The following is a 25,402-nucleotide window of genomic DNA, read 5'->3' as shown; positions in this document are numbered from 1 at the left end:
GACAGGGCGGCGAGCGGCGGCCGGTGCGTGTGACGGGGACGCACGTGGCAGGGACGATGAGGGCCTACGCATGAGCCTCCCGCAGTTGCACTACACCTTTGCCCCGGCCGGTGACGGGGGGACAGGCGGCCGGTTCACCGCCGCCGACCCCGCGATACCCGGGCCGGTGCGCGCCGAGGCCGCACCGCTCCTGGCGTACGAGGCGCCGGCCGGGACCCCTGAGCGGCTCTCCGACGCCCAACTGCGCGCGCTTCCGGTGGCGTTCGGTCACGTCGCACTCTCCGACGGCAGTCATCTGCTCAGCCGTACGGTGGCCACGGGAGCGGGGGGATTCCACGCCCACGCCGTGCATCTTCCGCCCGGCACAGCGATACCCGGCCGGGTGCTCCCGGTCGACGCGTGGGGGGCCGCGGGGTGGCTCTCCACGGCGCCGGACCGCATGCCGCCCGATCCCCTGACCTCGATGTCCACCGCGCGGGGCCCGTCACGAGGGCTGACCCGGGAGGGCCTCGGCGACTTCGCGGTGTCCCGCAGCCCATGGCTCGCCGCCGTACTCAGCGATCTGCGCCGGGTGAGCCAGGACCCGTCCGCGCCCCCGGTCGTGCTCGTCGAGCGGCAGAGCGCGGACGTGGCCCGCTGGGTCGCGCTGGCCACCGCCGCACTCCCCCCGGAGCACGCCGAGCGGCTGACCTTCACCACGTACACCCGGTATCCCGGACGCACCGCGCACCAGGTCGTCGGTGTCCTGCCCGAGGACGCGCCCGACGTCCGCGATCCCCGTTTCCGTGTCCACGCCGCGTCAGGTCCGCGCCCGTCCGGGACGGTGGACGACGCCTGGGCGGGGACCGCCGCCCGCATCTGGCGCAGCCGGTCCCCCGAGCTCTTCCGGGAGGCGGCGGATCTGCCGGGCGAGCCCTTCGCCGCCGGACCCCTGGCCGTCACGGCGCTCGGCGCCGGCATCGCGCTCGGGTCCGTCGAGCGGGCCGCAGCGGCCGACTGGGCGGCCGAGCGACCCTACGCGCTGGACGAGAAGCGCACCCTGCAGCTGACCGACGCGCTCACCGCGCCCGCCGACGACCGCACGGCCGGTGAGTGTGCCGCGGCGCTCCGGCTGCTGACGGCGCTCGACGGCCGCTGCTCCGCGTCCGTCACCGCACCGCTGGCCGCTCTGCTGGTCACGGAGGCGGTGCGGGGCGGCGACGTGGCCCTGGAGCCGCCCGCGCGTTCGGCGTTCGGGGAGCCCGCGGGGGAGCGTGCGCTCGCCGCGCTGGTCGAGGAGCTCGGCGGAGAGCTCCTGGCCGAGCTCTCCGCCGGGGAACCCCGGGGCGTCGCACGGACGGTGCAGCTGCTGCGGATCGCCCGGCTGCTGGGCGTCGACCGCGCTGAGCTCCTTCCCGGCGTGGTGGGCCGGCTGGCCCGCGCCCTGCTCGACGACCCCGAGGCGGGCGCCTGCCGCACGCTGCTGGATCTGCTGGACGAACAGTTCGACGTGCGTACGGCGCTGCTGGGTGAGCTGGACCGGATCGCCCCGGACCACCCCGCCGGCACCGAACGGCTGCTGACCCGGGTGGCCCTGCCGTTCACCGGGACGCAGTCCCTGCCGCATCTGCGGATGTGCGCCGAGGCACCCGGCGCGAAGGCGCGGGGCACGGACCGGGCGGGGGTCCTGCACACGGTGCTCCGCGCGGCGGGCATGTCCCCGTTCACCGAACCTCTGGTGCTGCGGACCGCTGTCGGCCTGGTGTGGGGCGAGGAGACCCCGACGGCGGGTGAGGCCCGGTCGCTGCTGGGTGAGACCACCTCGGACGCCCACCGGGCGGCCGGTACGTGGGCGCGCCTGGTCGACTCCGCGCTCGCGGCGCCCGTCGGCGACGAGGACGCCCCCGAGCTCGCCCACGAACTGCTGCGCGGCTTCCCGCAGGAACTCGGCGCCCGGGTACGCGCCTGCCTGATGCTGCTGGACTTCGCGCGCGACGTGCGCTCGGGGACGGCGGAACCCGGCTGGACGGACCGTGTCCGGACGCTGCGCGACCATGCCGGACCGGCTTGCCCCCTGGCCCTGGAGCACGCCTCCGGTGCCCTGGCCGAGCGTCTCCTCGCTCCCGGCCGGCCGGAGGAGGAGCTGTACGCGTTCGTCCACAGCGAGGACGAGAGCCTGATCGCGGCGTACGGCAGGGCCGCCCGCCGCGACACGGTGCTGACGCTGCTGCGGACCGATCCCGCGTACGTGGCGGACTGCTTCACCGTGTGGAACTCCCACCCGCACGCGGGCGGTGACTGGGCCCGGACCCGTACCGCCCTGCTGGAGGAGGTGTTGCGCCCCGTGGTGCGCGCCCTGCCTCCCGACGGTCTCGGCGCGGTGGAGCAGGCCGTGGAGCGTGAGGGGAGCAGCCGCACCCTCGATGCCTTCCGCGCGTGGAACCGGCCGTCCCGCTCGATCGGGCGCCTCGGCAGAAGGATCGTGGGGCGGGTCCGCCGGGGCTGACCGGGGGGGGCGGCGTGACACGGACGGCGTCCGGGCGGGCGGCCCCGACGGGATCGCCCGCCCGGCGTCGCACGGCGGGCTCAGACGTGAGGAACCCTGAGTCTGTCCCAGCTGGTCCTGCCCGGGATGCCGTCCGCGTCGCTCCCCGAGTAGCCCAGCTTGCGCTGCCATGCGGCGTAGGACTTGCGGTCCGCCTCCGACCAGTCGGGGCCCGGGCCGACCTCGTACTTCCCGCAGCCCTCGGACACCAGTCTCCTTCCCATCGCCGTCACGACGGCGCTGCGCCGGCCGACCCGGAAGAACGCGGCTCCGGGGAACGGCTGGTACTTCGCCGGGGGTTCGGGGGCGGGCGGCTTCGACGGGCCCTCCGGCTTGCCTCCGAGCCGTGTCTTCACCCTGCTGCGCATCGAGTCCATCGTGAACCCGCGCGGGTCGATCTTCCCCGGTTGCCACTCCTTGTGGCCGATCACCGAGCGTTGGTTCCAGCCGTGTGCCCGGCATATCGCGGCGGCCGCCTTCTCGACGGCCGCCAGCTGCGCGGCCGGCCACGGGTCCTTGCCGTCGCCGAGGTTGATGCACTCGAAACCGTAGAAGAAGCGGTTGCCGTCGGTGTTGGCCTCGTTGTCGGCGGGCAGTGCCGTTTCGTTGATCACCGCGCGCAGGACCTCGTCGTCACCGAGCCCGGCGTGGTTGGCCCGGCCGTGGCCGACCAGGTGGACCGTGCCGTCCTTGGCGATCACGCCGTGGCACAGCGGGCCCGGCAGACCGGAGTAGCCGTTGTAGCAGAGGTCCACGGAGCTCTGCGTGCCCGAGGTCACGGTGTGGTGGATCATCACTCCGTGCACGGGCCCCCACGGCCCCTTGTGATTGCGGTTGTGTGTACGCCAGTTCCGGTGTTCGACGACGTGCAGGCCCTCGTTCCGCAGGGCTCTGAGCAGTTTGTCGGCAGACAGGGGCGTTGCCATCGTGGCGCTCCTTTACCCAGATGGTGCCTCAGTGCTCGGGCTCTTCCCCGTCGTCCTGCCCCGCGGTCCGGCCGTCCGAACCGGCTGCGGTCCCCGCGGACCCGGCCTGCGCCCCGGTCTGCGCCTCCGCGGCGAGCTGCTGTCCGTCCGCCGCGGGGACGAAAGCGGCCAGGGGAGCGAACGCCATGCGCGGCTCGGCGCCCGGCCTCTCCCCCCAGCACCCGGCCCGGCGGGGCGTAATGCGCCCTGACGCCCTCGGGAGCCTGCAGGAGCGGGCGGCGGCCGAGGTGAGCGTCTCCCCCTCCGGGGAGGTCACCGGGTGCACGTCCTCGTCGTACGGGCGAGCAGCGCCGGGACGGTCGTCCGTGGTCCGGTGAACGTGTCCGCGAGGGCGGGCGGACCGCCCGGGGTGAGGGGCACGGGCGCTCCGGCGAAGACGTCCACGTAATCCACCCGGGCACGAAGGGGGCCGTCGCCGGCGCGTCCGACAGGTGTGCGGGGCTGCCCAGCTCACGGGCGCGGAGCGCCAGGTACCGTAGGGGGAAGATTTCGTGGGCCTCCTGGCGGGCTGCGTACACCCAGGAGGAGCACATGACGACGAACCGCGGACGCAAGGACGTGATCCGGGACCGGATGGCCGCGACCGGCGAGTCGTACAACGTCGCCGCGCGGAACCTGAAGGCGATGAAGGACATGGGGGCGACCCGTGACGCCGTGCTCGTCCAGCGATGGCGGCCCGCGGAGTCACTGGACGTGCCGTGTCCGTGCGGCGGTACGTGTGAGCCGGGCGAGACGTGCGAGCGCTGCCACGCCCGGCACCGGCACGTGAAGCGCTACCCGGGCAGCGTCACGGACGTGGAGACCTGGGCGGACCGCTACGAGTGCACGGGCTGTCCGGCCTCGTACACGCTGACCGTCCACCTGGCGGGACGCCCGTGGGGCGTGGCCGAGACCGTGGTGCAGGGCGGTGCGGCCGAGGAGGTCGTGCGGGCCCGCGTGTTCCCCGGAGTGGTGCACCCGTTGCTGCGGGCCGAGGCGGCCGGCCCCGGGCCCGGCGAGGACTGACCCCTCCGCCCTTCCCGGCCGACCCGGCCGGGAAGCAGCGTCCGGGCCCTCCTCGGTCCCCGTGCCGCACCTGACGCCCGCGAGACCTCACCACCGGTCGTCGCCCCCGCCCGGGACGGCATGCACAGACGGCTCTCCGGCCTCGGCGGAGGGCCGTCCCCCCTCCGTACGCCGTTACGCGGGCCAGCCGCGCACACCTCCCGCACGCACGGCGGCCACGCCTCGGAGTGGCGCGCGTCACCGAAAACCCCTGACCGATCGGTCAGGGGCTGACCGATCGGTCAGCTACGGTGGGCCCATGCCACGTCCGCCTTCCGCGATGCGCCGTCAGATCCTCGACTCCGCACTGCGTCTCTTCGCCGAGCACGGCTTCAGGGGAACCTCGCTGCACGACATCGCAGTCGAGGCGCACTGTTCCAAGGCGTCCCTGCTGTACCACTTCACCGGCAAGGACGCGATCCTCACCGAGCTGCTGACCCCTCCGGCCGAGAGCCTCACCGCCATGGTCGAGGAGCTGGCGGCCCTGGACGGCGATCAGGCCGTGGAAACGGCCGTCACGGTCTACGTCGGCCTTGCGATGCGCTTCCACCTGGAAGTAAAGATCATTTTCGCCGAACTGCCCGAGATGCTCGGTCATCCCGTACTGGCCGTCATCCCCCGGGCGGTCGACCAGCTCGCGGCTGCGCTGGCGGGCCGGTCGGAGGAGCCGCGTGCGCACGTCCGGGCGCAGATGGTGATCGGCGGCGTGGCTGTCACGGTCGCCGCCGACGTGGACGCCCCACCCGGCACGATGCGTGCCGAACTGATCCAGGGGTCGCTCAGGACCCTCGGGCATACGACCGGCTGACAGAAGTCGTCCAGACCGAAGAGAAAGACGCCTCTTTCGCATGGCAATCCTGTTGTACCGGCTCGGCCGGCTGTCCTTCCGCCGGCGAGGACGTGTCCTCGCCCTCTGGCTCCTGCTGCTCGCACTGCTCGGAGGGGGAGCGGCAGCCTTCAGTGGACCCACCACCAGCAAGTTCTCGATACCGGGCACCGAATCGCAGAAGGCCCTGGACTCGCTTGCCCGGGAATTCCCCCAGGCCGGCGGCGCGACGGGGACCATAGTCGTCGCCGCACCCGAGGGCGGGAAGCTCACGCCCTCGGCTGTGGCTCCCGTGACCGCTGAGGCAGCCGAGGTCCCCGGAGTCCTCGCCGCCGTCGACCCCTTCGCGTCCAAGGCGGTGTCGCAGGACGGTCGTTACGCCCTGGTCCAGGTGCAGTTCGAGTCGGGTGCCGACGGCATCACCGACGCACAGCGGGAGGCGTTCACCGAGGCGGGTTCCTCCGTCACGGACCTGCGCGTCGAGCACGGCGGTGAGATCATGCGGGGCGTGCCGGAGGTCGGTTCCACCGAGATCATCGGTGTGGCCGTCGCCGCCCTCGTGCTCGTCCTCACCTTCGGTTCCCTGGTGGCGGCAGGTATGACCCTGCTGAACGCCCTGGTCGGCGTGGCGGCCGGAATGGCCGGGCTGTTCGCTCTCAGCAGCACCGTGGAGCTGACCAGCACCGCACCCATCCTGGCGCTCATGCTGGGCCTGGCGGTCGGCATCGACTACGCGCTGTTCATCACCTCCCGCTACCGCCATTACCTCTCGGAGGGCATGGACGGGGAGGAGGCGGCCGGCCGGGCGGCCGGGACCGCCGGTTCGGCCGTCGTCTTCGCGGGCGCCACCGTCGTCATCGCGCTGGCCGGGCTCACCGTCGCCGGTGTGCCCTTCCTGACGGTCATGGGCCTGGCGGCCGCGGCCACGGTCGCTCTGGCGGTGCTGGTGTCCCTCACGCTCCTGCCTGCCGTCCTCGGCTTCGCGGGGAAGCGCGTCCTCCCCCGCAAGCAGCGGACCAAGGACCGGACACCCGCCTCCGCTCCGGTGAAGGCCGAGGAGGGCTTCGGCTTCCGCTGGGGCCGGACCCTGGCACGGCTGCGCGTCCCCGTCCTCGTCCTGGGAGTGGTCGGTCTGGGCGCTCTCGCCCTGCCCGTGCAGGACATGCGTCTGGCCCTGCCCGACGCGAGCACCGAGGCGGTCGGGACCCCCAACCGCGAGGCCTACGACCTGACCACCGAAGGATTCGGCGAGGGTTTCAACGGCCGGCTGGTCGCCGTCGTGTCCGGCGGCACCGCACAGGCGACCGGCACGGCGGTCAAGGAGACCGCCGCGCTCATCACGGAGACCGACGGGGTGCTGGCCGTCGCCGCCCCGCAGATGAACGAGAAGGGCACCACCGCCCTCCTGGCCGTGATCCCCGAAACCGGCCCCACCGCCGCCGCGACGGAGGACACGGTCAACGAGATCCGTGACCGGGTGAAGGACGTCAAGGGCGCGTCCATCGCGCTGACCGGCGCCACCGCGGTCGGCATCGACGTCTCCGAGAAGCTCGCCGCCGCGCTGCCCGTCTACCTCCTGCTGGTGGTCGGGCTGTCCGTCCTGCTGCTGATGCTCGTCTTCCGGTCGATCCTGGTGCCCCTCAAGGCGGCCCTGGGCTTCCTGCTGACCATCGGCGCCACCTTCGGTATCACCGTCGCGATCTTCCAGGAGGGCCATCTGACGGACCTGGTCGGCCTCGACACCCCTGGGCCGCTGGTCAGCTTCCTGCCCATCCTCCTGATCGGCATCCTCTTCGGGCTGGCCATGGACTACGAGGTCTTCCTCGTCTCGCGGATGCGGGAGGACTTCGTCCACGGCGCCGACGCCCGCGAGTCCGTCATCAGCGGGGTCGGCCACAACGGGCGCGTGGTCACGGCCGCGGCGGTGATCATGACGGCCGTCTTCGGCGGCTTCGTGTTCATGCCCGACCCGATCATCAAGTCCATCGGCTTCGCCCTGGCGATCGGCGTGCTCATCGACGCCTTCGTCGTCCGTATGGCCCTCGTGCCGGCGGTGATGCACCTCCTGGGACGCGCCGCCTGGTGGCTGCCCCGCCCGGTCGACCGGGTGCTGCCCGACCTCGACATCGAGGGCGAGCGGCTGCAGCGGGAGATTCCGGTGCAGCAGCAGGCGTCCGAGCTCGTGAAGACGTGAGCACGCCCCTGCGTCCGGCCTGAGGGCCGCCGCAGCCGCCGGAACGGCCCGCCAGGAACTCGAGCGAGTTCCTGGCGGGCCGTTCCGGCGGAGCCGGCCGGCTCAGCTCTCGTCCGGCGCCAGTGTCAGCGAGATCGAGTTGATGCAGTACCGCTGGTCCGTGGGCGTCGGATAGCCCTCGCCCTCGAAGACATGCCCCAGGTGCGAGCCGCAGCGGGCACAGCGCACCTCGGTGCGGGCCATGCCGAGGCTGTTGTCCTGCAGGAGTTCGACCGCGTCGGTCTCCTTCGGGTCGTAGAAGGACGGCCAGCCGCAGTGCGACTCGAACTTGGTGTCGGAGCGGAACAGCTCCGCTCCGCACGCGCGGCAGGAATACACTCCCGGCGTCCTGGTGTCGGTGTACTCACCCACGAAGGCGGGCTCGGTGCCGGCCTTGCGCAGCACCGCGTACTCGGCGGGCGTCAGTTCCGCCCGCCACTGCTCGTCCGGCTTCTCGACGTCGTACGGCACGGTGGCTCCCTCAGCTCGACAGGTGGTCCAGGATCTGCGGGCCGAGGTCGGTGACATCGCCCGCTCCCATGGTGAGAACCAGATCGCCGGGCTTCGCCATTCCCGCGACGGCGGCGGGGACCGCCGCCTTGTCGTGGACGGCCGTGACATCGGCGCCCGCGGCCTTCGCGGCGTCGGTGATCAGTGCGCTCGTGACGCCCGGGACCGGGTCCTCCCTGGCCGGGTAGATGTCCAGGACCAGCGAGGCGTCGGCGAGGGCGAGGGCCTGGCCCATCTCGGTGCCGAGCTCCTGGGTGCGGGAGAAGAGGTGGGGCTGGAAGACGACCAGGAGGCGGGACCCGGTCGCCGCGCCGCGCATCGCTTCCAGGTCGGCGGTCATCTCCGTGGGGTGGTGCGCGTACGAGTCGATGACCTGGACGCCGGCCGCCTCGCCCTTGAGCTGGAGACGGCGCTTGACCCCGGTGTACTTGCCGATGGCGGAGGCCAGGTTGTGCGCGGGGATGCCGAGGGCGACACCCGCGGCGAGCGCGGCGACCGCGTTGTGCGCGTAGTGGCGGCCGGGCACGGAGACCGTGAAGGTGAGGTACCTGCCGTTGAGCACGACCGTGACCTCGCTGGTCAGGCCGCGCGGGGTGACCTTGTGGACGCGTACGTCCGCGCCCTCGGACTCGCCGTAGGTGACGACGGTGAGGGAGGAGAGCTCGCGGACCCGCCGGGTCAGCTCGGCGGCGCCGGGCTGGTCGGCGGCGATGACCAGGGTGCCGCCGGGGACGACCTTGCCGACGAAGGTCTCGAAGGACTCGTAGATCTCGTCCATCGACGCGTAGTTCGCGTGGTGGTCCAGCTCGACGTTGAGGACGATCGCGACCTGGGGGTCGTACTTCTGGAAGCTGCGGTCGCTCTCGTCCGCCTCGGCGACGAAGATGTCGCCCTCGCCGTGGCTGGCGTTGGTGCCGGGGCCCTCCAGGTCACCGCCGATGGCGTACGAGGGGTCGAGGGCGAGCTCGGACAGGGCGACGGCGAGCATCGACGTGGTGGTGGTCTTGCCGTGCGTGCCGGCGACCGCGATGGAGCGCAGGCCGCCCATCAGGGAGGCGAGCGCGTCGGAGCGGTGCACGACGGGGATGCCCAGCTCGGCGGCGCGGACCAGCTCGGGATTGTCGGCGCGGATGGCGCTGGAGACGACCACGGAGGTCGCGTCGTCGGCCAGGTGGGCTGCGGCGTGCCCGATGTGGACGGTCGCTCCGAGCGCCCGGAGCGCGTCGGCGGTGGCGGACTCCCTGGCATCGCTGCCCGCCACCTTCGCGCCACGCTGGGCCAGGATCTTCGCGATGCCCGACATTCCGGCGCCGCCGATGCCGATGAAGTGCGGCCGTTCCAGAGCGGCAGGAATACCGGGTGCCATACGTGTCTCTCCCGAGGTGTGACGTGGTTCTGGGTCCGCCCCAGCCTATTCGCTGTGCGCGAAGAGCTTGAGCACCGGTACGCCGACCTTGTGACGGGCTCTGGACGCCCAGTCACGGTGGAAGAACTCCTCCACGTAGTGCGGCGCCGTCAGCACGATGACCTCATCGGCCCCCGAGTCGTCGACCACGGTCTTCAGCTTGTCCAGGGGGTGGTCCTCGACCACCTGCCCGACGGCCTCCGATCCCGCCTCGCGCAGCTCCCGGAGCGAGTACTCCAGAGCCATCTCGGCGGGTTCCCTGGCTTCCTCGCCCTCCGGCCGCTCCCCTTCGCGGACTGCTTCCCGGAGCTCGCCGATCGCCACGTCGTCGATCGCGCGCAGCAGCACATCGGCCTGGTCGGTGCGGGGCTGCATCAGTACGACGAACGAGGTCCGCTCCTCGCCGTGGAGGGTGGTGACGAATTCCACGTCCTCGGGGGTGAGGGGCTTCTCGATCATCAAAACGCTTGTGTACACGGCAGGCGCCCTTCCGCTTCATCTCGTCGGCCGCGGGACGGCCGCTGCTGCTGAAACCATCCTTCCCCGCGATCGCACGGGGTAGCGAGACCATGTGTGCCCACCCGGGACTAACCGGAATGAACAATTCCGCTATGAGTCAGATCTTCCCGTACCGGGTGAAGAGGAATCCTGCCTCCTCCAGGAGCGAGATGAGGGAGAAACGTTCCGGCACGGAGACGGCGGGTCCGCCCGCGATGCGCTGCGCGTCTCCGGCGGTGAGCAGCGGGGACAGGGTCAGACAGAGCTCGTCCAGCACCCCGGCCGCCACGAACTGGCCGAGCAGACGCGGCCCGCCCTCGGTGAGGAGCCGGGTGAGCCCCCGTCCGGCCAGTTCCGCGAGCGCGCGTGCCGGGTCGACGGCGGCACCGTCCCCGGCGAACAGCACCTCCGCCCCCGCTTCCCGCGCGGCGTGCACCCGGTCCGAGGGCGCCGCCGTCCCGGTGATCACGAAGGTCGGGACCAGCGGCGAGACGAAGAGCGGGAGCGCGAAGTCCAGGTCCAGGCTCGCGCTGACGACCGCGATGGCCGGCGCGGGCCCCTGCCCGGCCGCCTCGCGCCGGGCGGCGAAGGCGTCGCGGGCCCGCGCGGGCCGGTAACCCTCCAGGCGCACCGTCTCGGCCCCGACGACGACCGCGTCCGCCAGACCGCGCAGGGTGCCGAAGATCCGCATGTCGGCGGGGCACGAGATGCCCTGGGAACGGCCGTCGTGCTGGGCGGCGCCGTCCAGGGTGGCGACCATGTTGGCGCGGAGCCAGGGGCGCTCGCCGCCGGGATAGGCGTAGGCGCCGGCCAGCTCGTCGAGCGTCCACTCGCGGTCGGCGGCGGCAGCGGCCGGGGCTGGGGTCGTCGGGTCCGTCACAGGGAGCAGGCGTCGCATGCCCAGCAGTCTGGCACGGTCCCTCAGGACCGTCCGGCACATGACGGGGCGGGCGGCGTCGCGGGGCCGGGTACACGAGTCCGCCCGCCGTGTACCGGACGGTCTAAGGTGGAGTGTTGTGTCGTCCTCCACAGCCCGGCCGGGGCAGAGCCCCATAGCCGAAACGTCTCCGCAGTCCCTGTGCGCCCTCGAGCCGCGCGTCCCCGCAGACCGTCTGGTCGCGGAGATGGTGCCGCCGCCGCGCTTCGACTCGGTGCGCTTCGATACGTACGTGCCCGACCCGGGCCAGCCGAGCCAGAGCGAGGCGGTCGAGGTCCTCAGCTCGTTCGCGGCCGGCCTCGGCGGGGCGCACGCCCTTGGCTCCGGCAAGCGCAGGTGGTTCGGCAGGAAACAGGCTGCCGCGCCCACCGGTCCGCGCGGTGTGTACCTCGACGGCGGATACGGCGTCGGCAAGACGCACCTGCTGGCCTCCCTCTGGCACGCCGCCCCGGCCGCACCCTCGCTCAAGGCCTTCGGTACCTTCGTCGAGCTGACGAACCTCGTGGGCGCGCTGGGCTTCCAGCAGACCGTGCAGACCCTGAGCGGGCACCGGCTGCTCTGCATCGACGAATTCGAACTGGACGACCCGGGCGACACCGTCCTGGTGTCTTCCCTGCTCAGCAGGCTCGTCGAAGCAGGCGTCGCACTGGCCGCCACGTCGAACACGCTCCCGGGCAAGCTCGGTGAGGGCCGTTTCGCGGCGGCCGACTTCCTCCGGGAGATCCAGGGGCTGTCCGCGCACTTCCGGCCCCTGCGGATCGATGGCGAGGACTACCGCCACCGAGGACTGCCCGAGGCACCGCCTCCGTACTCCGACGATCAGGTCACCAGGGCCGCGTACACGACTCCGGGCGCTTCGCTCGACGACTTCCCGGCCCTGCTCGGCCACCTCGCCCGGGTCCACCCGAGCCGGTACGGCGCGCTGACGGACGGGCTCACGGCGGTCTGTCTCACCGATGTGCGGCCGGTGCCCGACCAGTCGACGGCACTGCGTCTGGTGGTGCTCGCGGACCGGCTGTACGACCGCGAGGTCCCGGTGCTGGCCTCCGGGCTCCCCTTCGACCGGCTCTTCAGTGACGAGATGCTGAACGGCGGATACCGGAAGAAGTACTTCCGGGCCATCTCGCGGCTGACGGCACTGGCACGTGACGCAAAGGGACTGGTGGCGCAGTAGGTTCGGGGGTTGAAGGACGTACGGCGCCTCCGGGTGCCGGGTACGTCCGTCGACCGTGCACACCGTTTGAAGGGATCCAGCATGGCTACCACGCGTCAGGCGCACACGATCTGGGAAGGCAACCTGCTCGAGGGCAAGGGTGTCGTCACCTTCGACTCCTCCGGGACCGGGGAATTCCCGGTCTCCTGGCCGTCCCGCGCGGAGGAGGCGAACGGCAGGACCAGCCCGGAGGAGCTCATCGCGGCCGCGCACTCCAGCTGCTTCTCGATGGCCCTGTCCAACGGCCTGGCCACGGCGGGCACCCCGCCCACCGAGCTGAACACCCGGGCCGAGGTCACCTTCCAGCCCGGTACCGGCATCACCGGTATCCACCTCACGGTGGCGGGTGTGGTTCCGGGTCTGGACGAGGCGGGCTTCGTGAAGGCCGCCGAGGACGCCAAGGCGAACTGCCCGGTCAGCCAGGCGCTCACCGGCACCACCATCACGCTCACCGCGTCGCTGGCCTGATCCCGCTCGTCCCCGGGGCCTCTTCCGCCCCGGGGACACAGGGGGCACCTCGGCTCGCGTGGTTCCCGTGCGTCACGGCGCGTGGTACACACATGCGGGTCACTTCACCTGTCCGCCAACAGGGAGTTGCCTCATGTCATCCGCACCTCGACGACCCGCGACACGACGACAGGTCCTGGCCGGCAGCGCCGCGGCCGCCGCCTCGGTCGCCTTCACCGGGGCCTTCACCGAACTCTTCGCCGGCACGGCAGAAGCCCGGGGCCACAGCGGCTACGGTCCCCTCCTGCCGGACCCGGACGGCCTGCTCGATCTGCCGAAAGGTTTCCGCTACCGGGTGCTCTCCCGGGAGGGCGACCCGCTCCGCTCCGGCGAGGGCCTGGTTCCCAGCAACCACGACGGGATGGCCGCCTTCGCCGGCCGCCACGGCCGGGTCCATCTCGTGCGCAACCACGAGAACCGCGTCACCGGGAAGATCGGTGTCCCCACGGTCGAGGGACTCACCTACGACCCCATGGGCAAGGGCGGTTGCACGTCCCTCGAACTCGACGGCCGCGGCAATGTACGCGGCGAGCGCGTCGCCATCGCGGGTACGGCCGTCAACTGCGCGGGGGGACCGACCCCGTGGAACACCTGGCTGACCTGCGAGGAGACCGAGGACAAGGCCGGCTCCAACGGCTACACGAAGGACCACGGCTTCGTCTTCGAGGTGGACGGCGCCGATCCCCGCCGCACCGGGGCCGTCCCCCTGACCGCCATGGGCCGCTTCCAGCACGAGGCCGTCGCGGTCGATCCGAAGAACGGAATCGTGTACGAGACGGAGGACGCGTTCGAGAAGCCGTTCGGGCTCTTCTACCGCTTCCTCCCGGAGAAGCCGCTCGGCGGGACCGGTTCGCTGCGGGCCGGCGGCGCGCTCGAGGCCATGCGGGTCCCCGGCGTGCCCGACCTCTCCGCGATCCAGGAGACGGGTGCGAGCTTCGACAGGATCGAGTGGGCCCCCGTACCGGATCCCCAGGCCGCGCAGACGCCGATCCGGCTGCAGGACTTCGGGCCGAAGGGCGTCACGCACGCCCAGAAGCTGGAGGGCTGCTACTGGGGCGGTTCGTCGGTGTACTTCGTCTCCAGCTTCGCGCACAGTTCGGAGGGGTCGGCCGCCGACCACTTCGGCCAGGTGTGGCGGTACGAACCCAAGCGGCGCAGGCTCACCCTCGTGATCGTCTTCGGGCCGGACACCGACGTCCGGCTGCCGGGCGAGTCCCCGGACAACATCTGCCTCGCCGCCGGGGGCGGCCTGATGGTCTGCGAGGACGGGGGTGGTGCCCAGCACGTGCTGGGAGTGACACGGCGCGGTGAGGTCTACCCGATGGCACGGGGACGGCAGAACACCGGGACGGCCGAGGAGCCGGAGTGGGGCGAGTTCGCAGGCGTCACGTTCTCACCGGACGGCGGGACGATGTTCGTGAACTGCTACACGCCGGGGACGACGTTCGCGGTGACGGGCCCCTGGCGCTGACCCGGGTGCGAGCAGACGGGTGATCCGGCGGTCCGGCGCCCGGGTGGCCGGAGCGCCGTGGGCGTCGTCCGCTGGACCACCGGCTAACGTCTTTCAGTGATCAAATACGTTCGTACGACAATCGTGCTGACTGTTTTGAGTGGGGTGCTCGCCGGTTGCGGCAGCTCCGAGGGCACCCGCGCCCGGACCGCCGCACGTCCGCCGGCCTCTCCGGAGCCGGTGACGGGCCCCGTGTCCCCGTCACCGGCTCCGGAGAGCGAGCCGTCCGTGCCGGCCCCCGGCCCCGGTGGCCTCACGCCGGTCTTCGAACGACGGACGGAGGACTCCGGCGACCGGAGCGGGGCGGGCGGGAGCGGCAAGGTCGTGGCCCTCACCTTCGACGCCGACATGACGGCGGATCAGGGCCCGCGTGCCGCTGCCGGCGAGCACTTCGACAATCCCGGGCTGATCGCGTCGCTACGCCGGCTGAAGGTCCCCTCGACCGTCTTCATGACCGGCAGGTGGGCGCAGGAGTACCCGGTGCAGGCGCGCTCGATCGGCACCGATCCCCTGTTCGAGATCGCCAACCACTCGTTCAGCCACTACGCCTTCGCCTCTCCCTGCTACGGGCTGCCGGCCGTCGGGAAGACGGACATGCGGCGCGATGTGGAGCGGGCCTTCACCGCGATCAGGAAGACGGGGGCGCGCAATGTCGTGCCGTACTTCCGCTTCCCCGGCGGCTGCTACGACGACGCGTCGCTGAAGGCCCTGGCGCCGACCGGCGTGACAGCGGTGCAATGGGACGTGGTCAGCGGTGACGCCTTCGCCACGGACGCGGGCGCGGTGGCCGGGCAGGTGCTGGCAGGGGTGAGGCCGGGCTCGGTGGTGGTCATGCACTGCACCCGCAGCGCGGCGCCCGTCACCGACGACGCCGTACGCCGGATCGTCCCGGAGCTGCGCGAGCGCGGCTACCGCTTCGTCAAGGTCTCCGAGCTGATGCGCGGCTGAGCACTCCGCCGCCCGAGCCTCAGCCGGAGCAAGCGGTGCGGCCGGCCTCCTGCCAGGCACAGACCGGGCAGAGGGTGCTGCCCTTCGTCGACTCCGGGTGTTCGGTCGGCTTCCGGCACAGCACGCACTCGGCGTACGGCGGACCCGCGTCCACGGGCGCGGGGGCCGACTCGGGTGTCTCGCAGTACGCGTCATCCATGCGTCCGAGCGTACTCAGTCGCGCAGAGCGGCGATCCGCGAGGTGAGGGCCGCCACTGCGACGGCGGCGACGGCCGCCCCGGCAAGCGGCAGGAGCGGCATCCGCACCGTGCCGGCCTGCGAACCGGAGACCAGGCCCGTCACCGCGGCCTTCGCGGGTGAGCCGTCGGTCACCAGGGCGAGCAGCGCGCCGAGCGAGGTCGCGGCGAGCGACCAGCCATGGCGGTGCAGGAGCGGCCGGGCACAAAGCGCCCCGACCGCCGCTCCCAGCAGGGCGCAGCACCCTGCCGCGAACAGTCCGGCGAGCGCGGCGGGCAGAAGCGGTACGGCGACGGTGTGGTCGGTGCTGACCGGTTCACTGATCAGGAGGACGGTCCCCGCACCCGCGCCGCCCAGGGCGAGCGCGCATACCAGACCGGTGACCAGCGAGGCGCAGTGGGCGCGCCACGGTCCGGCGGCGGAGGCGGTGACGGTCCGCGCGGCGGGCGGTTCCTGGGTGACGCAGAGCCGCACGGACCAAGCGGCCACAGGGAGCAGCGCGGCGGCGGCGTAACCGAGCGAGTCCAGCAGGGGCTGCCCCGCCTGTACGCCGACGGCGAGGACGGCCGCGTACAGGAGGAGGGGCGCGAGCCAGCGCTGCGAGCGTGCCAGCAGAGCTGCCTGATAGCGCATCAGGGCGGTCGTGCCACGGACCGGTGAACCTGCCTCACGGGCGGGGCGGGCCGGACGATCCCTCCTGTCCGGCCCGGAGTCCGCGGTCACCGAAGCCGGAACCGGAGACGGCGCCGGGAGCTGTGAGAGCCCGGTGATGTGCCATGGCGGGCGGGCCGCGATCAGAGCGTGGAGCAGGGGGTCGGAGTGGGCCACGGTGGTCGTGAGCCGGATCGCGGACGGGTTCGCGGCGTCCCGTTCCACCACCGGGGCGCCCGGCAGCCCCGGGGGGAGGACGGCGGACGCCTGGCCCGTCGCCTCGATCCGGACGGCCGGACCGGGGCCGCCGGGCGGAACAGCCACCGCGGTGAGGGCCCGCCCCTCCAGACGGTAGGCGGCGTCGGCCCTTCCCGCGAGCCTCCTCGGGTCATGGTCGACGAACACCACCGTGGCACCGTCGGCCACCCGCCCGGTGACGGCCCGGTCCAGTTCGTCACGGGCCGCTGCGTCCAGTCCGGTCCAGGCCTCGTCCAGGACGAGGAGTTCCGGCTCGGCGAGGAGCGCCTGGGCGACGGCGACCTTCTGGCTCGTGCCCTTGGAGAGTTCCGCGAGGGGCGTACGAGCATGGCCTGCGGCCCCGAAGCGTGCCAGCCACTCCCCGGCCCGTGCGGCGGCCTCGGCGGTCGGGAGCCCGTGGACCCGGCCCATGTGCACCAGGTAGCCGGCAGCGGTGAACGGCAGCGCCGCGGGGAAACGCTCGGGGACGTACGCCGTGCGCGGCCGGCCCGCGACACGTCCCTCCGTGGGCGCGTCGATACCGGCGAGCAGTCTCAGCAGGGTCGACTTGCCGGCGCCGTTGGCTCCCTCGATCCGGACCAGGGTGTGCGCGGGCAGGTCCAGGTCGAGCCCTCGCAGCACCCACGGGCCGCGCAGGCCGTACCGCCGGCCCGCGCCACGCAGTATCACGACGACGGCTTCTCCGGCTTGAGTTCGCTGGGACGTACGATCACGAATCCCTCACCCTGGAGCATCAGCTGGACCGCCTCACCGGATCCGCCGCGCACCATGGAGCCGACGCTCTGCGAGCGGTGCAGGGAGGTGGAGAGCTGAGCGCTCCAGCCGACGACCGCGTCCGTGTCGACGTACACCGGCTGCTGCGCGGTGACGGGGATCACGATCGGGTGGCCGTCGCAGATCAGTCCGAGCTTGCCGAATCCGCTGAAGACGCTGTTGAAGAGCCCGCCGCCGGTCATTCCGGCACCCTTCACGGTCTTGATCTCGTAGGACAGGCTCGCGTCGAAGCACAGGACGTTGCGGCCGTTGACGGTCAGGACGTCGCCCTGTTCCATCTCCACGACGAAGCAGTTGGCCGCCTCGTGGGCGAACCACGCCTCGCCCTGCCCCCTGACCGCCATCAGGGCCAGCCCTTCGCCGGTCACCGCGCGCTTCAGCATGCCGCCGATGCCCTGGCCCTTGCGTTCGAACTGGAGATTGCCGCGGAAGGCGATCATCGATCCCTGGCGCGCGTGCATCTCACCGTTGACGGCGTACTTGATGGATTTGGCGTTCTGCAGCGTCATGCCCGGGGCGGTGGCCGGCTGCGCGATGTGCTCGCTGGAAAAGAGGTCGCTCTTCATGCGGTGCATCCTCACCTGGAGCCGTGTGTTCCGCCAAGAACGGGTTGCCGGCGGGGCCTGGCACACTGGGGCGTGTGACCAGCGACAGCATTTCCGAGCCCCTCCCCGCAGCGCCGGAGGCCCCCTCCGGCAGCCCGTTCCGCACGGAGCCGACGCCTCGTGACGAAGCCCCGCAGTTCGTGCTGCCGCTGGTGGTGCACCTGGAGAAGACCGACCCTCCGGCGCGCAACGACGCCCTGGTGACCGCCGCCCGCGCGGTGCTCACGATCCTGTCGGACCCCCGCTCCCAGGGCGAGGACGAGGGTAGGGCCGAGGGCGAGTGGGCGCAGGCCGTGCGGGACTGGCAGGACGCCCGGATCCGCAAGGTGGTCCGGCGGGCGCGCGGGGCGGAATGGCGCAAGGCGTCCGCGCTGCCCGGGATCACCGTCGCGGGTGGGCATGCCGAGGTGCGGGTGTTCCCTCCGGTGCCCCTGGACGGCTGGCCCAGGGAGCTGGCCAAGCTCCAGGTCTCGGGCACCGACCTGGACGATCCCGAGCCCCCGGCGGCGCCCGATCCGGCCGGTGCTGTGCTGTGGATGAATCCGGATGTCGCCATGTCGGCCGGCAAGGCGATGGCACAGGCCGGGCACGGAGCGCAGCTCGCCTGGTGGGAGCTGTCGGACACGGAGCGCAAGGCCTGGCGCGAGGCGGGGTTCCCGCTGTCCGTCGCCATCCCTGACGCCGCCCGCTGGCGCGAACTCGCCGCGAGCGGGCTGCCGGTGGTCCGGGACGCCGGCTTCACCGAGGTCGCCCCCGGCTCCTGCACGGTCGTCGCCGACCACCCGGCCCTGCGCCGCTGACCTGACCCGCTGTCCGGCACCGCCGGCGAACGCCCCGTACGGCTCCTGGTGCGGTCGTGGGCGCGTGTTCACGGCACGGATGCCAGGCCGGGAAGGGGCCGGTCGCCAGGACCGGACGCAGACGCACCCGCAGCGCCGTGCGAAAGCGCCGGGGAGCGTGGGCGAGGGGTTCCTACGGGTAGACCTCGCCCGTCCGGGGAGATGCCTCGTACTTCTCCTGCGCCTTCTTGTCCGCCTCGGCGGCGGAGAGCCCCTGCTCCATGAGCTCCTTCTGCAGGTCCGCCTTCAGTTTCTTGCTCCCCTGGACCGCCGCGTTCACGGACCACGGTGTGCGGCAGGCGTAGATCAGCAGCGCGCTGTATCCGCTGAACGCCTGCGCCTTCTCGATGATGACGGGAAGGGGTGGGGTCTCGGCCTTACGCGCTTCGGCGTACTCAGCGGCGAGCACGCTGTCGTCCGCCCACTCGAAGTCCATCAGAACCGCCACGTCGCAGTCGTTCACCAGCCCGACCACGCGGTCGATCTCCAGCGTGAGTTCGGTGGCGTGGTGGGGCTGGACGTACATGCCGGGGGCGTCGTTGGTGGGCTCGATGACGGAGTTCGCGAAAGCGTCGGGCAGGGATGCGAAGACCTCGGCCGAGGCGCCGATCCGGTTCAGGCTCTGCTCCTCCTGCACGGCGAAGCCGTACTTCCTCCTGGTGTCGATGGAGATGCGGTGCTTGTCCTCGTAGCCGTGCGAGAACCAGGAAAGCATGCCGGGATGCTTGGGACCCGAAGGACTCCTGAGCATTCCGACCGTCCCCCTGCCCAGGCCCTCGATCGCGAAGGCCACCTTCTCGAGCCTGGGTATCTCCTTCGCCTTCTCCCGCCAGATGCGATCAGCGTCGGCGACGGTCTTCTCAGCCTTCACCGCGTACTGCTCCATCGACTCCTGCTGTGCGGGGGGCGCAGCCGAAGCGCCGGGCCCCAGCTCCGCGTCCATGGCGGCCCTGTCGATTCCTTTGCGGGCCAGCAGTTCCAGGGCCTCGGCCTCCGGTAACTTCTTCACCTTCGCGTCGCCGCCCGCGTGTTCGGTGAGCTTGCTCCACAGCCACTTCTTCTGGTCCGGCCTGAGAGCCGGCCCCGTGCCGGCCCACTTGTCGTAGAAGCCGCGTGCGGTCTTCAACACCATCCGCTGGACGGCGCCGTCCTGAGCCGGGGCCGTCACCGGGGTGTGGCTCTGTTCCCGGGCCACGGAACGCCGGCCGCCTGCCGCCCCCTGCCCCAGCCTCGTCGCCGTGCTCTCGGCGTCGCGCTCCAGGAGGTCGGCGGGATCGCTGACGCCCGAGGGCACACGCCCCGCCCGCTGCTGGCGGACGTGTTGCAGTTCGTGGCGCATGGTGTGGTCGTCCATGTCGGCCGCGCTGCGGAAGACGATGTGGTCGGTCTTCGTGGTGTAGGCCTTGGCCCCGACGGCCTCGGCCGAACCGCGGTCGACGTGGACGCGGACACCGCCGAAGTCCTCGCCGCCGAAGTCGTTCTCCATCCTGTGCCGGACGTCCGCCCTCATCGGCCTGCCCGAGGTGCGCGTCACCGCGTCCACCCGGGCCATGGCATCACGCTGTACGGCCTGCTCGTCGGCGACCCGCTGCGTGGCGGCACCGTGGTCACACCCCGCACCGTGCGGGGGGCGCTCCCGCTCCACCAGCCGGGCGACCGCGGCGTTGCCGAGTGTCCGCTGGAGGGAGAGCGCGGCTGCGGGAGACATCCGCCCGACGGGCCCGGCAGCGGCCGTCCCTGAGTGCGAGGAGGCCGGGGCCTGGTCGGCACGCCGGGGAAGCCCCCGGGTGCGGTCGGACTCCGCGAGGCGTTGCTGCCTGTCAGCACGCATGGCTGTCTCCTCTCGTGGGGGCACGCACAAGACGGGTCCTCATGCTGCCGGCCGGCTGCGGGACAGAAGGACGACGAGGGCGGCCCGGAAGGGACGGGACTCCCCGAACGTACTCGACCGGAACAACGCCGCGATGCGGGGATACTACTCAACTTGATTGCCACCGGCGGTTGTTCGTCCGACAATGGCCGGGTCCGGCCGGTGGGTGCGTGGCGTGAGAGACGCGCAGGACGCAGGCCCCGCTCTCTCGCGGGAGATGACGGGCAGGACCCGCACCCCCGTTTCCCGCCCGGCTGAACACCCCTGCGCCGGCGTACACGCCTCCCCTTGCCGCCGTACCGGCACCACCGCCGAGCAGATCGCCCCCGTACCGGTCGAGGGCCGGTCCGGCGCTGCCACGCATCTGCCCGGAAGGCGTCTCGCATCGACGGAACGGCCCTCGTCATCGCCGCACCGGCCGCCGCGCCCGCTTCTGCCGTGTGGTCCTACGCCGGCCCGTCCGGACACGTCCGGCGTGGCCACCCGGCGGACCCGCTCCCGGCGAGCGGCCGGGGCCTGTCGCGCAGGTGCGGCAGCCGGCCTCCGGCGCGGCGGACGGTGCCCGGCCCCATCACGGTGCCGGAGCACACCGGTTCGCCGGTTCCGGCGGCCTGGCGCACGCGGCCGCCCGCCTCCCGCCCGGTGCTTCCGGCCGTGGCCCCACCGCTCGGTCCTGGGACCGGCTCCGCCCGCGCGACACCACCGGCAACGGTCCGGGAACCTCAGATCCAGCTCTGAACGTCCCCCCTTTCGGGTTCGGCGGCACCCGGCGGGGCCATCACCCCTGTACGGAACGGGGAGGGACACCATGAAGCTCGGAATCGGCATCGGATGGCGGCCGGAGATCGCGGACGCCGTCGAGGCTCTGCCGGGGATCGACTGGGTGGAGGCGGTCGCGGAGAACCTCTGCGCGGACCATCTCCCCGAGCCCCTCGTGCGTCTCCGGGAACGCGGGGTCACGGTCGTGCCGCACGGGGTCTCCCTGGGCCTGGGCGGGGCCGGACGTCCGGACCCGGGCCGTCTCGCAGGTCTGGCCGCACGGGCCGTGCTGCTGGGCGCGCCCCTGGTGACGGAGCACATCGCGTTCGTACGCGCCGGAGGGCCGCCCACCGCCTCGCCGGTACTGGAGGCGGGCCATCTGCTGCCGGTGCCGCGGACCTGGGACGCGCTGGACGTGCTCTGCGAGAACGTACGGATCGCGCAGGACTCGCTGCCCGTCCCCCTGGCCCTGGAGAACATCGCCGCGCTGATCTCCTGGCCCGGCGAGGAGCTGACCGAGGGGCAGTTCCTCGCGGAACTGGTCGAGCGCACCGGCGTGCGGCTGTTGATCGACGTCGCCAACCTGCACACCAACCACGTCAACCGCGGTGAGGCCCCCGCGACCGCACTGGACGAACTGCCGGTGGAGGCCATCGCGTACGTCCATGTGGCGGGCGGCGTCGAGAAGGACGGCGTCTGGCACGACACGCACGCCCACCCCGTGACACGCCCCGTCCTGGACGTGCTGAGCGAACTCCGCTCCCGCGTGGACCCGCCGGGGGTCCTGCTGGAGCGGGACGACGACTTCCCTCCGGCCGAGGAGCTGGCCGGTGAACTGACCGCGGTCCGGGACACGCTGGAGGCCGCCGCCACCGCTCCGAGGAGCGGCCGGAAGCGGCCGGCCCGGCCCGCGGAACCCGCCGCACGCGTCGCCGGGGCCCGCGACCGGACCGCCGTGGCGCAGACCGCGCTGCTCTCCTCCCTCGTGGCCGGTACGCCCGCGCCGGACGGTTTCGACCACCGGCGCCTGGAGGTGCAGAGCCGCGCCCTGGCCGCGAAGCGGGCCGACGTCGTCGCCAGGGTCGCACCGGAACTGCCCGGGATCCTCGGCGACGGCTACCGCAGGGCGTTCCTCGAGTACGCCGGGAACCGGCCGATGTCCGCCGGTCACCGCCGTGACGCCCTCGACTTCGCCGAGCACCTGCTCATCGCGGGTGGACCGGCCGACGACGGGGCCAGGCGGAGGCTGACCCGGTGGTGGCAGGACCGTGCGGCGCCACGTCCGCCGCGCCGCGGCGCCCGCCTGGTCCGCGCGGCCCGTACCGCCCTCCTGGGGAGGTGACCCCGTGAACGCCCTCGCCCTCCTGCTGACCCTCGCCGTGGCCGTCTCCTCGGCACTCCTGGTCATCGCGACCCTCGAAGCGGGGCGGCGCCGAGGCTCCACCGGCGTCCAGCTGCACGACCTCTCCGAGGCGGCCTTCCTGGCCGGCGGACCGGCCAGGGTCGTGGACACCGCGCTCACCGCCCTGCACGCGGACGGGCGGCTCGTGGTCGGCGGCCCGGGCATCGTCGCCGCTCACCAGCAGGCCGAGGCCCGTGACGCGGTGGAGCGTGCCGTGCTCCAGGAGCTGGGCGCGGCTCCGAGCGGGGCCCTGCACACCCTGCGGGAGGCCGTGATGCGGCATCCGGCGGTGCAGGAGATCGGCGACGGGCTCGCCGCCCGCGGGCTGCTGGTCGCGCCGGACCGGAGCCGGCCCCGCCGCCGGTGGGCGATCACCCAGGTGACGGTCTGCACCGTCGGTGTTCCCGTCAGCCTGGTCCTGACCTTCGTCCAGTACGGCCTGCACCCGGGTTACGCGGACACTCCGTACCCGTTCGTCGTCAAAGTGCTGCCCGCGCTGGCGATCGGTGGCCTGATCGGCCTGCTCGCCGCGGCGTCGGCCCGGAGGCGGATCACGCACGCGGGACGCCGGGCCCTCGACGGCTTCCGCGCCTCGTACGCCCATGTGACCGGCCCGGCCCTCCTGGTGGCCGTCCATGGGCTGCGGGCGCTTCCCGAGCCGGGGCTCCGGGCGCAGTTGGTGGCGGCCGCACGGCAACGGCCCGCCGGGCGCGGCTCGTCGGTCCCGCCGTCCGACGCCTCCTCGGTCACGGCCGCCGCGCTGGTCCCGGTGGTGTGGTGCGCCGGTGCGAGTCCCGGCGGTGGGAGCTGCGGCAGTTCCGGCGGCGGGGGCGGCGACCCGGGACCGGGGTCCGCCTGTGGTTCGGGGGCCGCCTGCGGGGGCGGCGGGTCCAGCTGCGGCAGTGGGTCGAGCGGCGGATCGAGCTGCGGCGGCTCCAGCGGCGGTGGGTCCGGTTGCGGCAGCAGTTCCTGAGGAGCGTGGAGCTGGCAGGCATACGGATTCAGCCACGGGTGACCACCTGTGACCGTCTTAAGTCCATATCGTGAACAAGGCATGGTGCTCCCCTGCCGGTTTCGCATAGAACTCCGCCATGCTCTGGGTCCTGCTTCTTCTCGTCGCATGGGGCGCGGCCGCCCTCACCTGTATCCGGCTGTGCCTCGTCACCGCGGGTGCCGCCGAGCGGTCGCACCGCGCCGCACGGACCCCCCTCTCCCACGAACTCAATCTGTACGAGACGGCGTTCCTGGCCGGCGGACCGCAGCGGGTGGCCGACCTGGCGATGGTCTCCATGCACCTGCGGCGCCGGCTGCTGCTCGCCCGCACGGGCTGGGCGACGGTCGTCGACCCGGAGGGGCGGGACGAGGTCGAGCGCACCGTGATCCGCGCGATAGGCCCGGGCGGGCAGTCCCGGATAGCCCCCCTACGCGCCGCCGCCGCGGCGGCCGATGCCGTGCGCGCCCTCGCCGACCGGCTCGTCGCGGCGGGCCTCGCCGTGCCGCACGGGACCCGGACGAGCACGGAGGCGGCGGTGCGGGCCGTGCGGGGCGCGGCGGTCCTGGTGGTGGTCCTGGCGGCCGTCGCCTTGCTGACGCCCGGCCAGGAGACGGGCCACGCCGGTCCGGTGGCCGCCTGGTTCGGGCTGCCGCTCGTGCTGACGCTGGGCTGCCTGGCCATCGCCCGGGTGGAGAACCACCCGTACAGCCCGTGGGCCTCCCCGTCCGGGCAGCGCTGGCTGGACTCGCTGCCGGCCCCGGCGCACGGCGCGGACCGCGACCTCCTGGCGGCGGTGGCGGTCCGGGGCGTCGGAGCGCTGGAGGACCCGGACCTGCGTGCGGCCATGCTGAGCGGGACGCGGACCGGGGGCTGACCCACCGGTCGGAGACCGTGAACCACCAGGGCCGCTCCCGGCGACGGGAGCGGCCCTGGTGGTGTCATATCCAGTTGTTCGGCCCGGGACACATCGGCCGGACCGGCGAGGAGCGGCGGCCCGCGGGGAGGAATGGCTGACTCCCCCGCGGGCCACGACAGTCCGCCGGCCGTCGGCCGATGTGCGCCCGGCACCGGACCCGGTGTCGCTGGAACGACGGGCGGCGTCTCACACACCGTTGCCCGTCAACTGATCTTCCGGGTCGGGATGACCGGAAACGCTGGCTATGCGAGTCCGGCCACCAATTCTGCGACGGTCTTCCTGCGCCCCGTGTAGAACGGGACCTCTTCGCGGACGTGCAACCGCGCCTCGGAGGCCCTCAGGTGACGCATGAGGTCGACGATGCGGTACAGCTCGTCGGCTTCGAAGGCGAGGACCCACTCGTAGTCGCCCAGCGAGAAGGAGGCGACCGTGTTGGCACGCACGTCGGGGTAGCCACGGGCCATCTTGCCGTGGTCCGCGAGCATACGGCGGCGGTCCTCGTCGGGCAGCAGGTACCAGTCGTAACTGCGCACGAAGGGGTACACGCTGATGTAGTCGCGCGGGGTCTCGTCGGCCAGGAAGGCCGGCACGTGCGACTTGTTGAACTCGGCGGGGCGGTGCAGCGCCATGTTCGACCAGACCGGCTCCAGCGCGCGGCCCAGCCTGGTGCGCCGGAAGAGGTTGTACGCCTCCTGGAGCTCGTCGGAGGTCTCGGCGTGCCACCAGATCATCAGGTCGGCGTCGGCCCTGAGACCCGACACGTCGTAAGTGCCCCGGACCGTGACGTCCTTGGCCCCGAGCTGGTCGAACAGCTCCTGGACCTCGTCGGCGTAACCGGCGCGGTCGGCGGGAAGGACGTCCTTCAGCCTGAAGACGGACCACAGGGTGTAGCGGATGACCTCGTTGAGGTCCTTGGCCTTCTTACCTGCGTTCGGAAGCTTTTCTGGCGCGCTCAT

At 72.6% G+C, this 25,402-nt stretch carries 23 protein-coding genes; 12 read left to right on the top strand and 11 right to left on the bottom strand.

The features are described 5' to 3' along the window. The first annotated feature begins 70 nt into the window (after positions 1–70). Positions 71–2,485, top strand: a complete 2,415-nt coding sequence (locus tag ACF1FZ_RS17805) for a GTPase-associated protein 1-related protein (protein WP_391774312.1) — start codon at positions 71–73, stop codon at positions 2,483–2,485. An 80-nt stretch (positions 2,486–2,565) separates the two neighbouring features. Here ACF1FZ_RS17805 and ACF1FZ_RS17800 read toward each other — a convergent pair whose 3' ends face one another. Together ACF1FZ_RS17800 and ACF1FZ_RS17795 are read right to left on the bottom strand one after the other, a co-directional pair. Further along, on the bottom strand, positions 2,566–3,450 hold the full coding sequence (locus tag ACF1FZ_RS17800; protein ID WP_391774311.1) for a peptidoglycan-binding protein: 885 nt from the start codon (positions 3,448–3,450) through the stop codon (positions 2,566–2,568). A 28-nt stretch (positions 3,451–3,478) separates the two neighbouring features. Then, the gene (locus ACF1FZ_RS17795; protein WP_391774310.1) at positions 3,479–3,637 is read right to left on the bottom strand and encodes a hypothetical protein; all 159 of its coding nucleotides are present in this window, start codon (positions 3,635–3,637) and stop codon (positions 3,479–3,481) included. Between the two features lie 404 nt (positions 3,638–4,041). On the opposite strand from ACF1FZ_RS17795, the gene ACF1FZ_RS17790 reads away from it, so the two are divergent. From ACF1FZ_RS17790 to ACF1FZ_RS17780, 3 genes are all read left to right on the top strand, one after another. Beyond that, entirely contained in the window at positions 4,042–4,515 is a 474-nt protein-coding gene (locus ACF1FZ_RS17790) for a hypothetical protein (RefSeq protein WP_391774309.1), read from the top strand. A 298-nt stretch (positions 4,516–4,813) separates the two neighbouring features. Beyond that, complete coding sequence (locus ACF1FZ_RS17785; protein ID WP_391774308.1) at positions 4,814–5,362, top strand: TetR/AcrR family transcriptional regulator; 549 nt, start codon at positions 4,814–4,816, stop codon at positions 5,360–5,362. Positions 5,363–5,402: 40 nt separating this feature from the next. Further along, a complete protein-coding gene (locus ACF1FZ_RS17780; RefSeq protein WP_391774307.1) occupies positions 5,403–7,574 on the top strand; it encodes an MMPL family transporter in 2,172 nt (723 codons plus the stop codon). A gap of 102 nt (positions 7,575–7,676) precedes the next feature. On the opposite strand, the gene msrB is transcribed toward ACF1FZ_RS17780, so the two are convergent. From msrB to ACF1FZ_RS17760, 4 genes are all read right to left on the bottom strand, one after another. Beyond that, complete coding sequence (gene msrB / locus ACF1FZ_RS17775; protein WP_391774306.1) at positions 7,677–8,084, bottom strand: peptide-methionine (R)-S-oxide reductase MsrB; 408 nt, start codon at positions 8,082–8,084, stop codon at positions 7,677–7,679. A gap of 10 nt (positions 8,085–8,094) precedes the next feature. After that, positions 8,095–9,489: a UDP-N-acetylmuramate--L-alanine ligase gene (gene murC / locus ACF1FZ_RS17770; RefSeq protein WP_391774305.1), complete on the bottom strand. Its 1,395-nt coding sequence runs from the start codon at positions 9,487–9,489 to the stop codon at positions 8,095–8,097. 45 nt (positions 9,490–9,534) lie between these two features. Beyond that, positions 9,535–9,987 carry an indole-3-glycerol phosphate synthase gene (locus ACF1FZ_RS17765; protein WP_391774304.1) on the bottom strand — a complete coding sequence of 151 codons (453 nt, stop codon included), beginning with the start codon at positions 9,985–9,987 and terminating at the stop codon, positions 9,535–9,537. A gap of 157 nt (positions 9,988–10,144) precedes the next feature. Continuing rightward, a complete protein-coding gene (locus ACF1FZ_RS17760) occupies positions 10,145–10,924 on the bottom strand; it encodes a pyrimidine reductase family protein (RefSeq protein WP_391774303.1) in 780 nt (259 codons plus the stop codon). A 118-nt stretch (positions 10,925–11,042) separates the two neighbouring features. Here ACF1FZ_RS17760 and zapE point away from each other — a divergent pair, with 118 nt between their 5' ends. The 4 genes from zapE to ACF1FZ_RS17740 all read left to right on the top strand — a co-directional run bounded on the left by zapE (position 11,043) and on the right by ACF1FZ_RS17740 (position 15,141). After that, positions 11,043–12,137, top strand: a complete 1,095-nt coding sequence (gene zapE / locus ACF1FZ_RS17755) for a cell division protein ZapE (protein WP_391774302.1) — start codon at positions 11,043–11,045, stop codon at positions 12,135–12,137. Between the two features lie 81 nt (positions 12,138–12,218). Further along, complete coding sequence (locus ACF1FZ_RS17750; protein WP_391774301.1) at positions 12,219–12,644, top strand: OsmC family protein; 426 nt, start codon at positions 12,219–12,221, stop codon at positions 12,642–12,644. A gap of 133 nt (positions 12,645–12,777) precedes the next feature. After that, positions 12,778–14,154, top strand: coding sequence for an alkaline phosphatase PhoX (locus tag ACF1FZ_RS17745; RefSeq protein ID WP_391774300.1), 1,377 nt, complete (start codon positions 12,778–12,780; stop codon positions 14,152–14,154). A gap of 99 nt (positions 14,155–14,253) precedes the next feature. After that, positions 14,254–15,141: a polysaccharide deacetylase family protein gene (locus tag ACF1FZ_RS17740; protein ID WP_391774484.1), complete on the top strand. Its 888-nt coding sequence runs from the start codon at positions 14,254–14,256 to the stop codon at positions 15,139–15,141. Positions 15,142–15,160: 19 nt separating this feature from the next. On the opposite strand, the gene ACF1FZ_RS17735 is transcribed toward ACF1FZ_RS17740, so the two are convergent. From ACF1FZ_RS17735 to ACF1FZ_RS17725, 3 genes are read right to left on the bottom strand one after another with little or no spacing between them, the layout of a single operon-like run. Then, positions 15,161–15,340: a hypothetical protein gene (locus ACF1FZ_RS17735; RefSeq protein ID WP_391774299.1), complete on the bottom strand. Its 180-nt coding sequence runs from the start codon at positions 15,338–15,340 to the stop codon at positions 15,161–15,163. A 14-nt stretch (positions 15,341–15,354) separates the two neighbouring features. Continuing rightward, the gene (locus ACF1FZ_RS17730; RefSeq protein ID WP_391774298.1) at positions 15,355–16,956 is read right to left on the bottom strand and encodes an ATP-binding cassette domain-containing protein; all 1,602 of its coding nucleotides are present in this window, start codon (positions 16,954–16,956) and stop codon (positions 15,355–15,357) included. Continuing rightward, positions 16,953–17,627, bottom strand: coding sequence for an AIM24 family protein (locus ACF1FZ_RS17725; protein ID WP_391774297.1), 675 nt, complete (start codon positions 17,625–17,627; stop codon positions 16,953–16,955). The genes ACF1FZ_RS17730 and ACF1FZ_RS17725 overlap by 4 nt, the downstream gene beginning before the upstream one ends. A 74-nt stretch (positions 17,628–17,701) precedes the next feature. On the opposite strand from ACF1FZ_RS17725, the gene ACF1FZ_RS17720 reads away from it, so the two are divergent. Then, entirely contained in the window at positions 17,702–18,466 is a 765-nt protein-coding gene (locus ACF1FZ_RS17720; protein WP_391774296.1) for a peptidyl-tRNA hydrolase, read from the top strand. A 172-nt stretch (positions 18,467–18,638) separates the two neighbouring features. Here ACF1FZ_RS17720 and ACF1FZ_RS17715 read toward each other — a convergent pair whose 3' ends face one another. After that, positions 18,639–20,336: a DUF4157 domain-containing protein gene (locus tag ACF1FZ_RS17715; RefSeq protein WP_391774295.1), complete on the bottom strand. Its 1,698-nt coding sequence runs from the start codon at positions 20,334–20,336 to the stop codon at positions 18,639–18,641. Between the two features lie 847 nt (positions 20,337–21,183). Here ACF1FZ_RS17715 and ACF1FZ_RS17710 point away from each other — a divergent pair. The 3 genes from ACF1FZ_RS17710 (at position 21,184) to ACF1FZ_RS17700 (ending at position 24,404) form a co-directional block, all read left to right on the top strand. Beyond that, on the top strand, positions 21,184–22,476 hold the full coding sequence (locus tag ACF1FZ_RS17710) for a DUF692 domain-containing protein (RefSeq protein WP_391774294.1): 1,293 nt from the start codon (positions 21,184–21,186) through the stop codon (positions 22,474–22,476). Between the two features lie 4 nt (positions 22,477–22,480). Further along, positions 22,481–23,509, top strand: coding sequence for a TIGR04222 domain-containing membrane protein (locus ACF1FZ_RS17705; protein ID WP_391774293.1), 1,029 nt, complete (start codon positions 22,481–22,483; stop codon positions 23,507–23,509). 118 nt (positions 23,510–23,627) lie between these two features. Further along, positions 23,628–24,404, top strand: a complete 777-nt coding sequence (locus ACF1FZ_RS17700) for a TIGR04222 domain-containing membrane protein (protein WP_391774292.1) — start codon at positions 23,628–23,630, stop codon at positions 24,402–24,404. Between the two features lie 284 nt (positions 24,405–24,688). On the opposite strand, the gene hemQ is transcribed toward ACF1FZ_RS17700, so the two are convergent. Next, positions 24,689–25,402 (bottom strand): hydrogen peroxide-dependent heme synthase, encoded by a 714-nt coding sequence (hemQ, locus tag ACF1FZ_RS17695; RefSeq protein WP_391774291.1) that lies wholly within the window; start codon positions 25,400–25,402, stop codon positions 24,689–24,691.

The sequence above is a fragment of the Streptomyces sp. NPDC014623 genome (genome assembly GCF_043088245.1).
GTDB lineage: Bacteria > Actinomycetota > Actinomycetes > Streptomycetales > Streptomycetaceae > Streptomyces.
The sequence above is the reverse complement of the archived record's forward strand: the minus strand, read 5'-3'. Positions and strand labels throughout refer to the sequence as shown.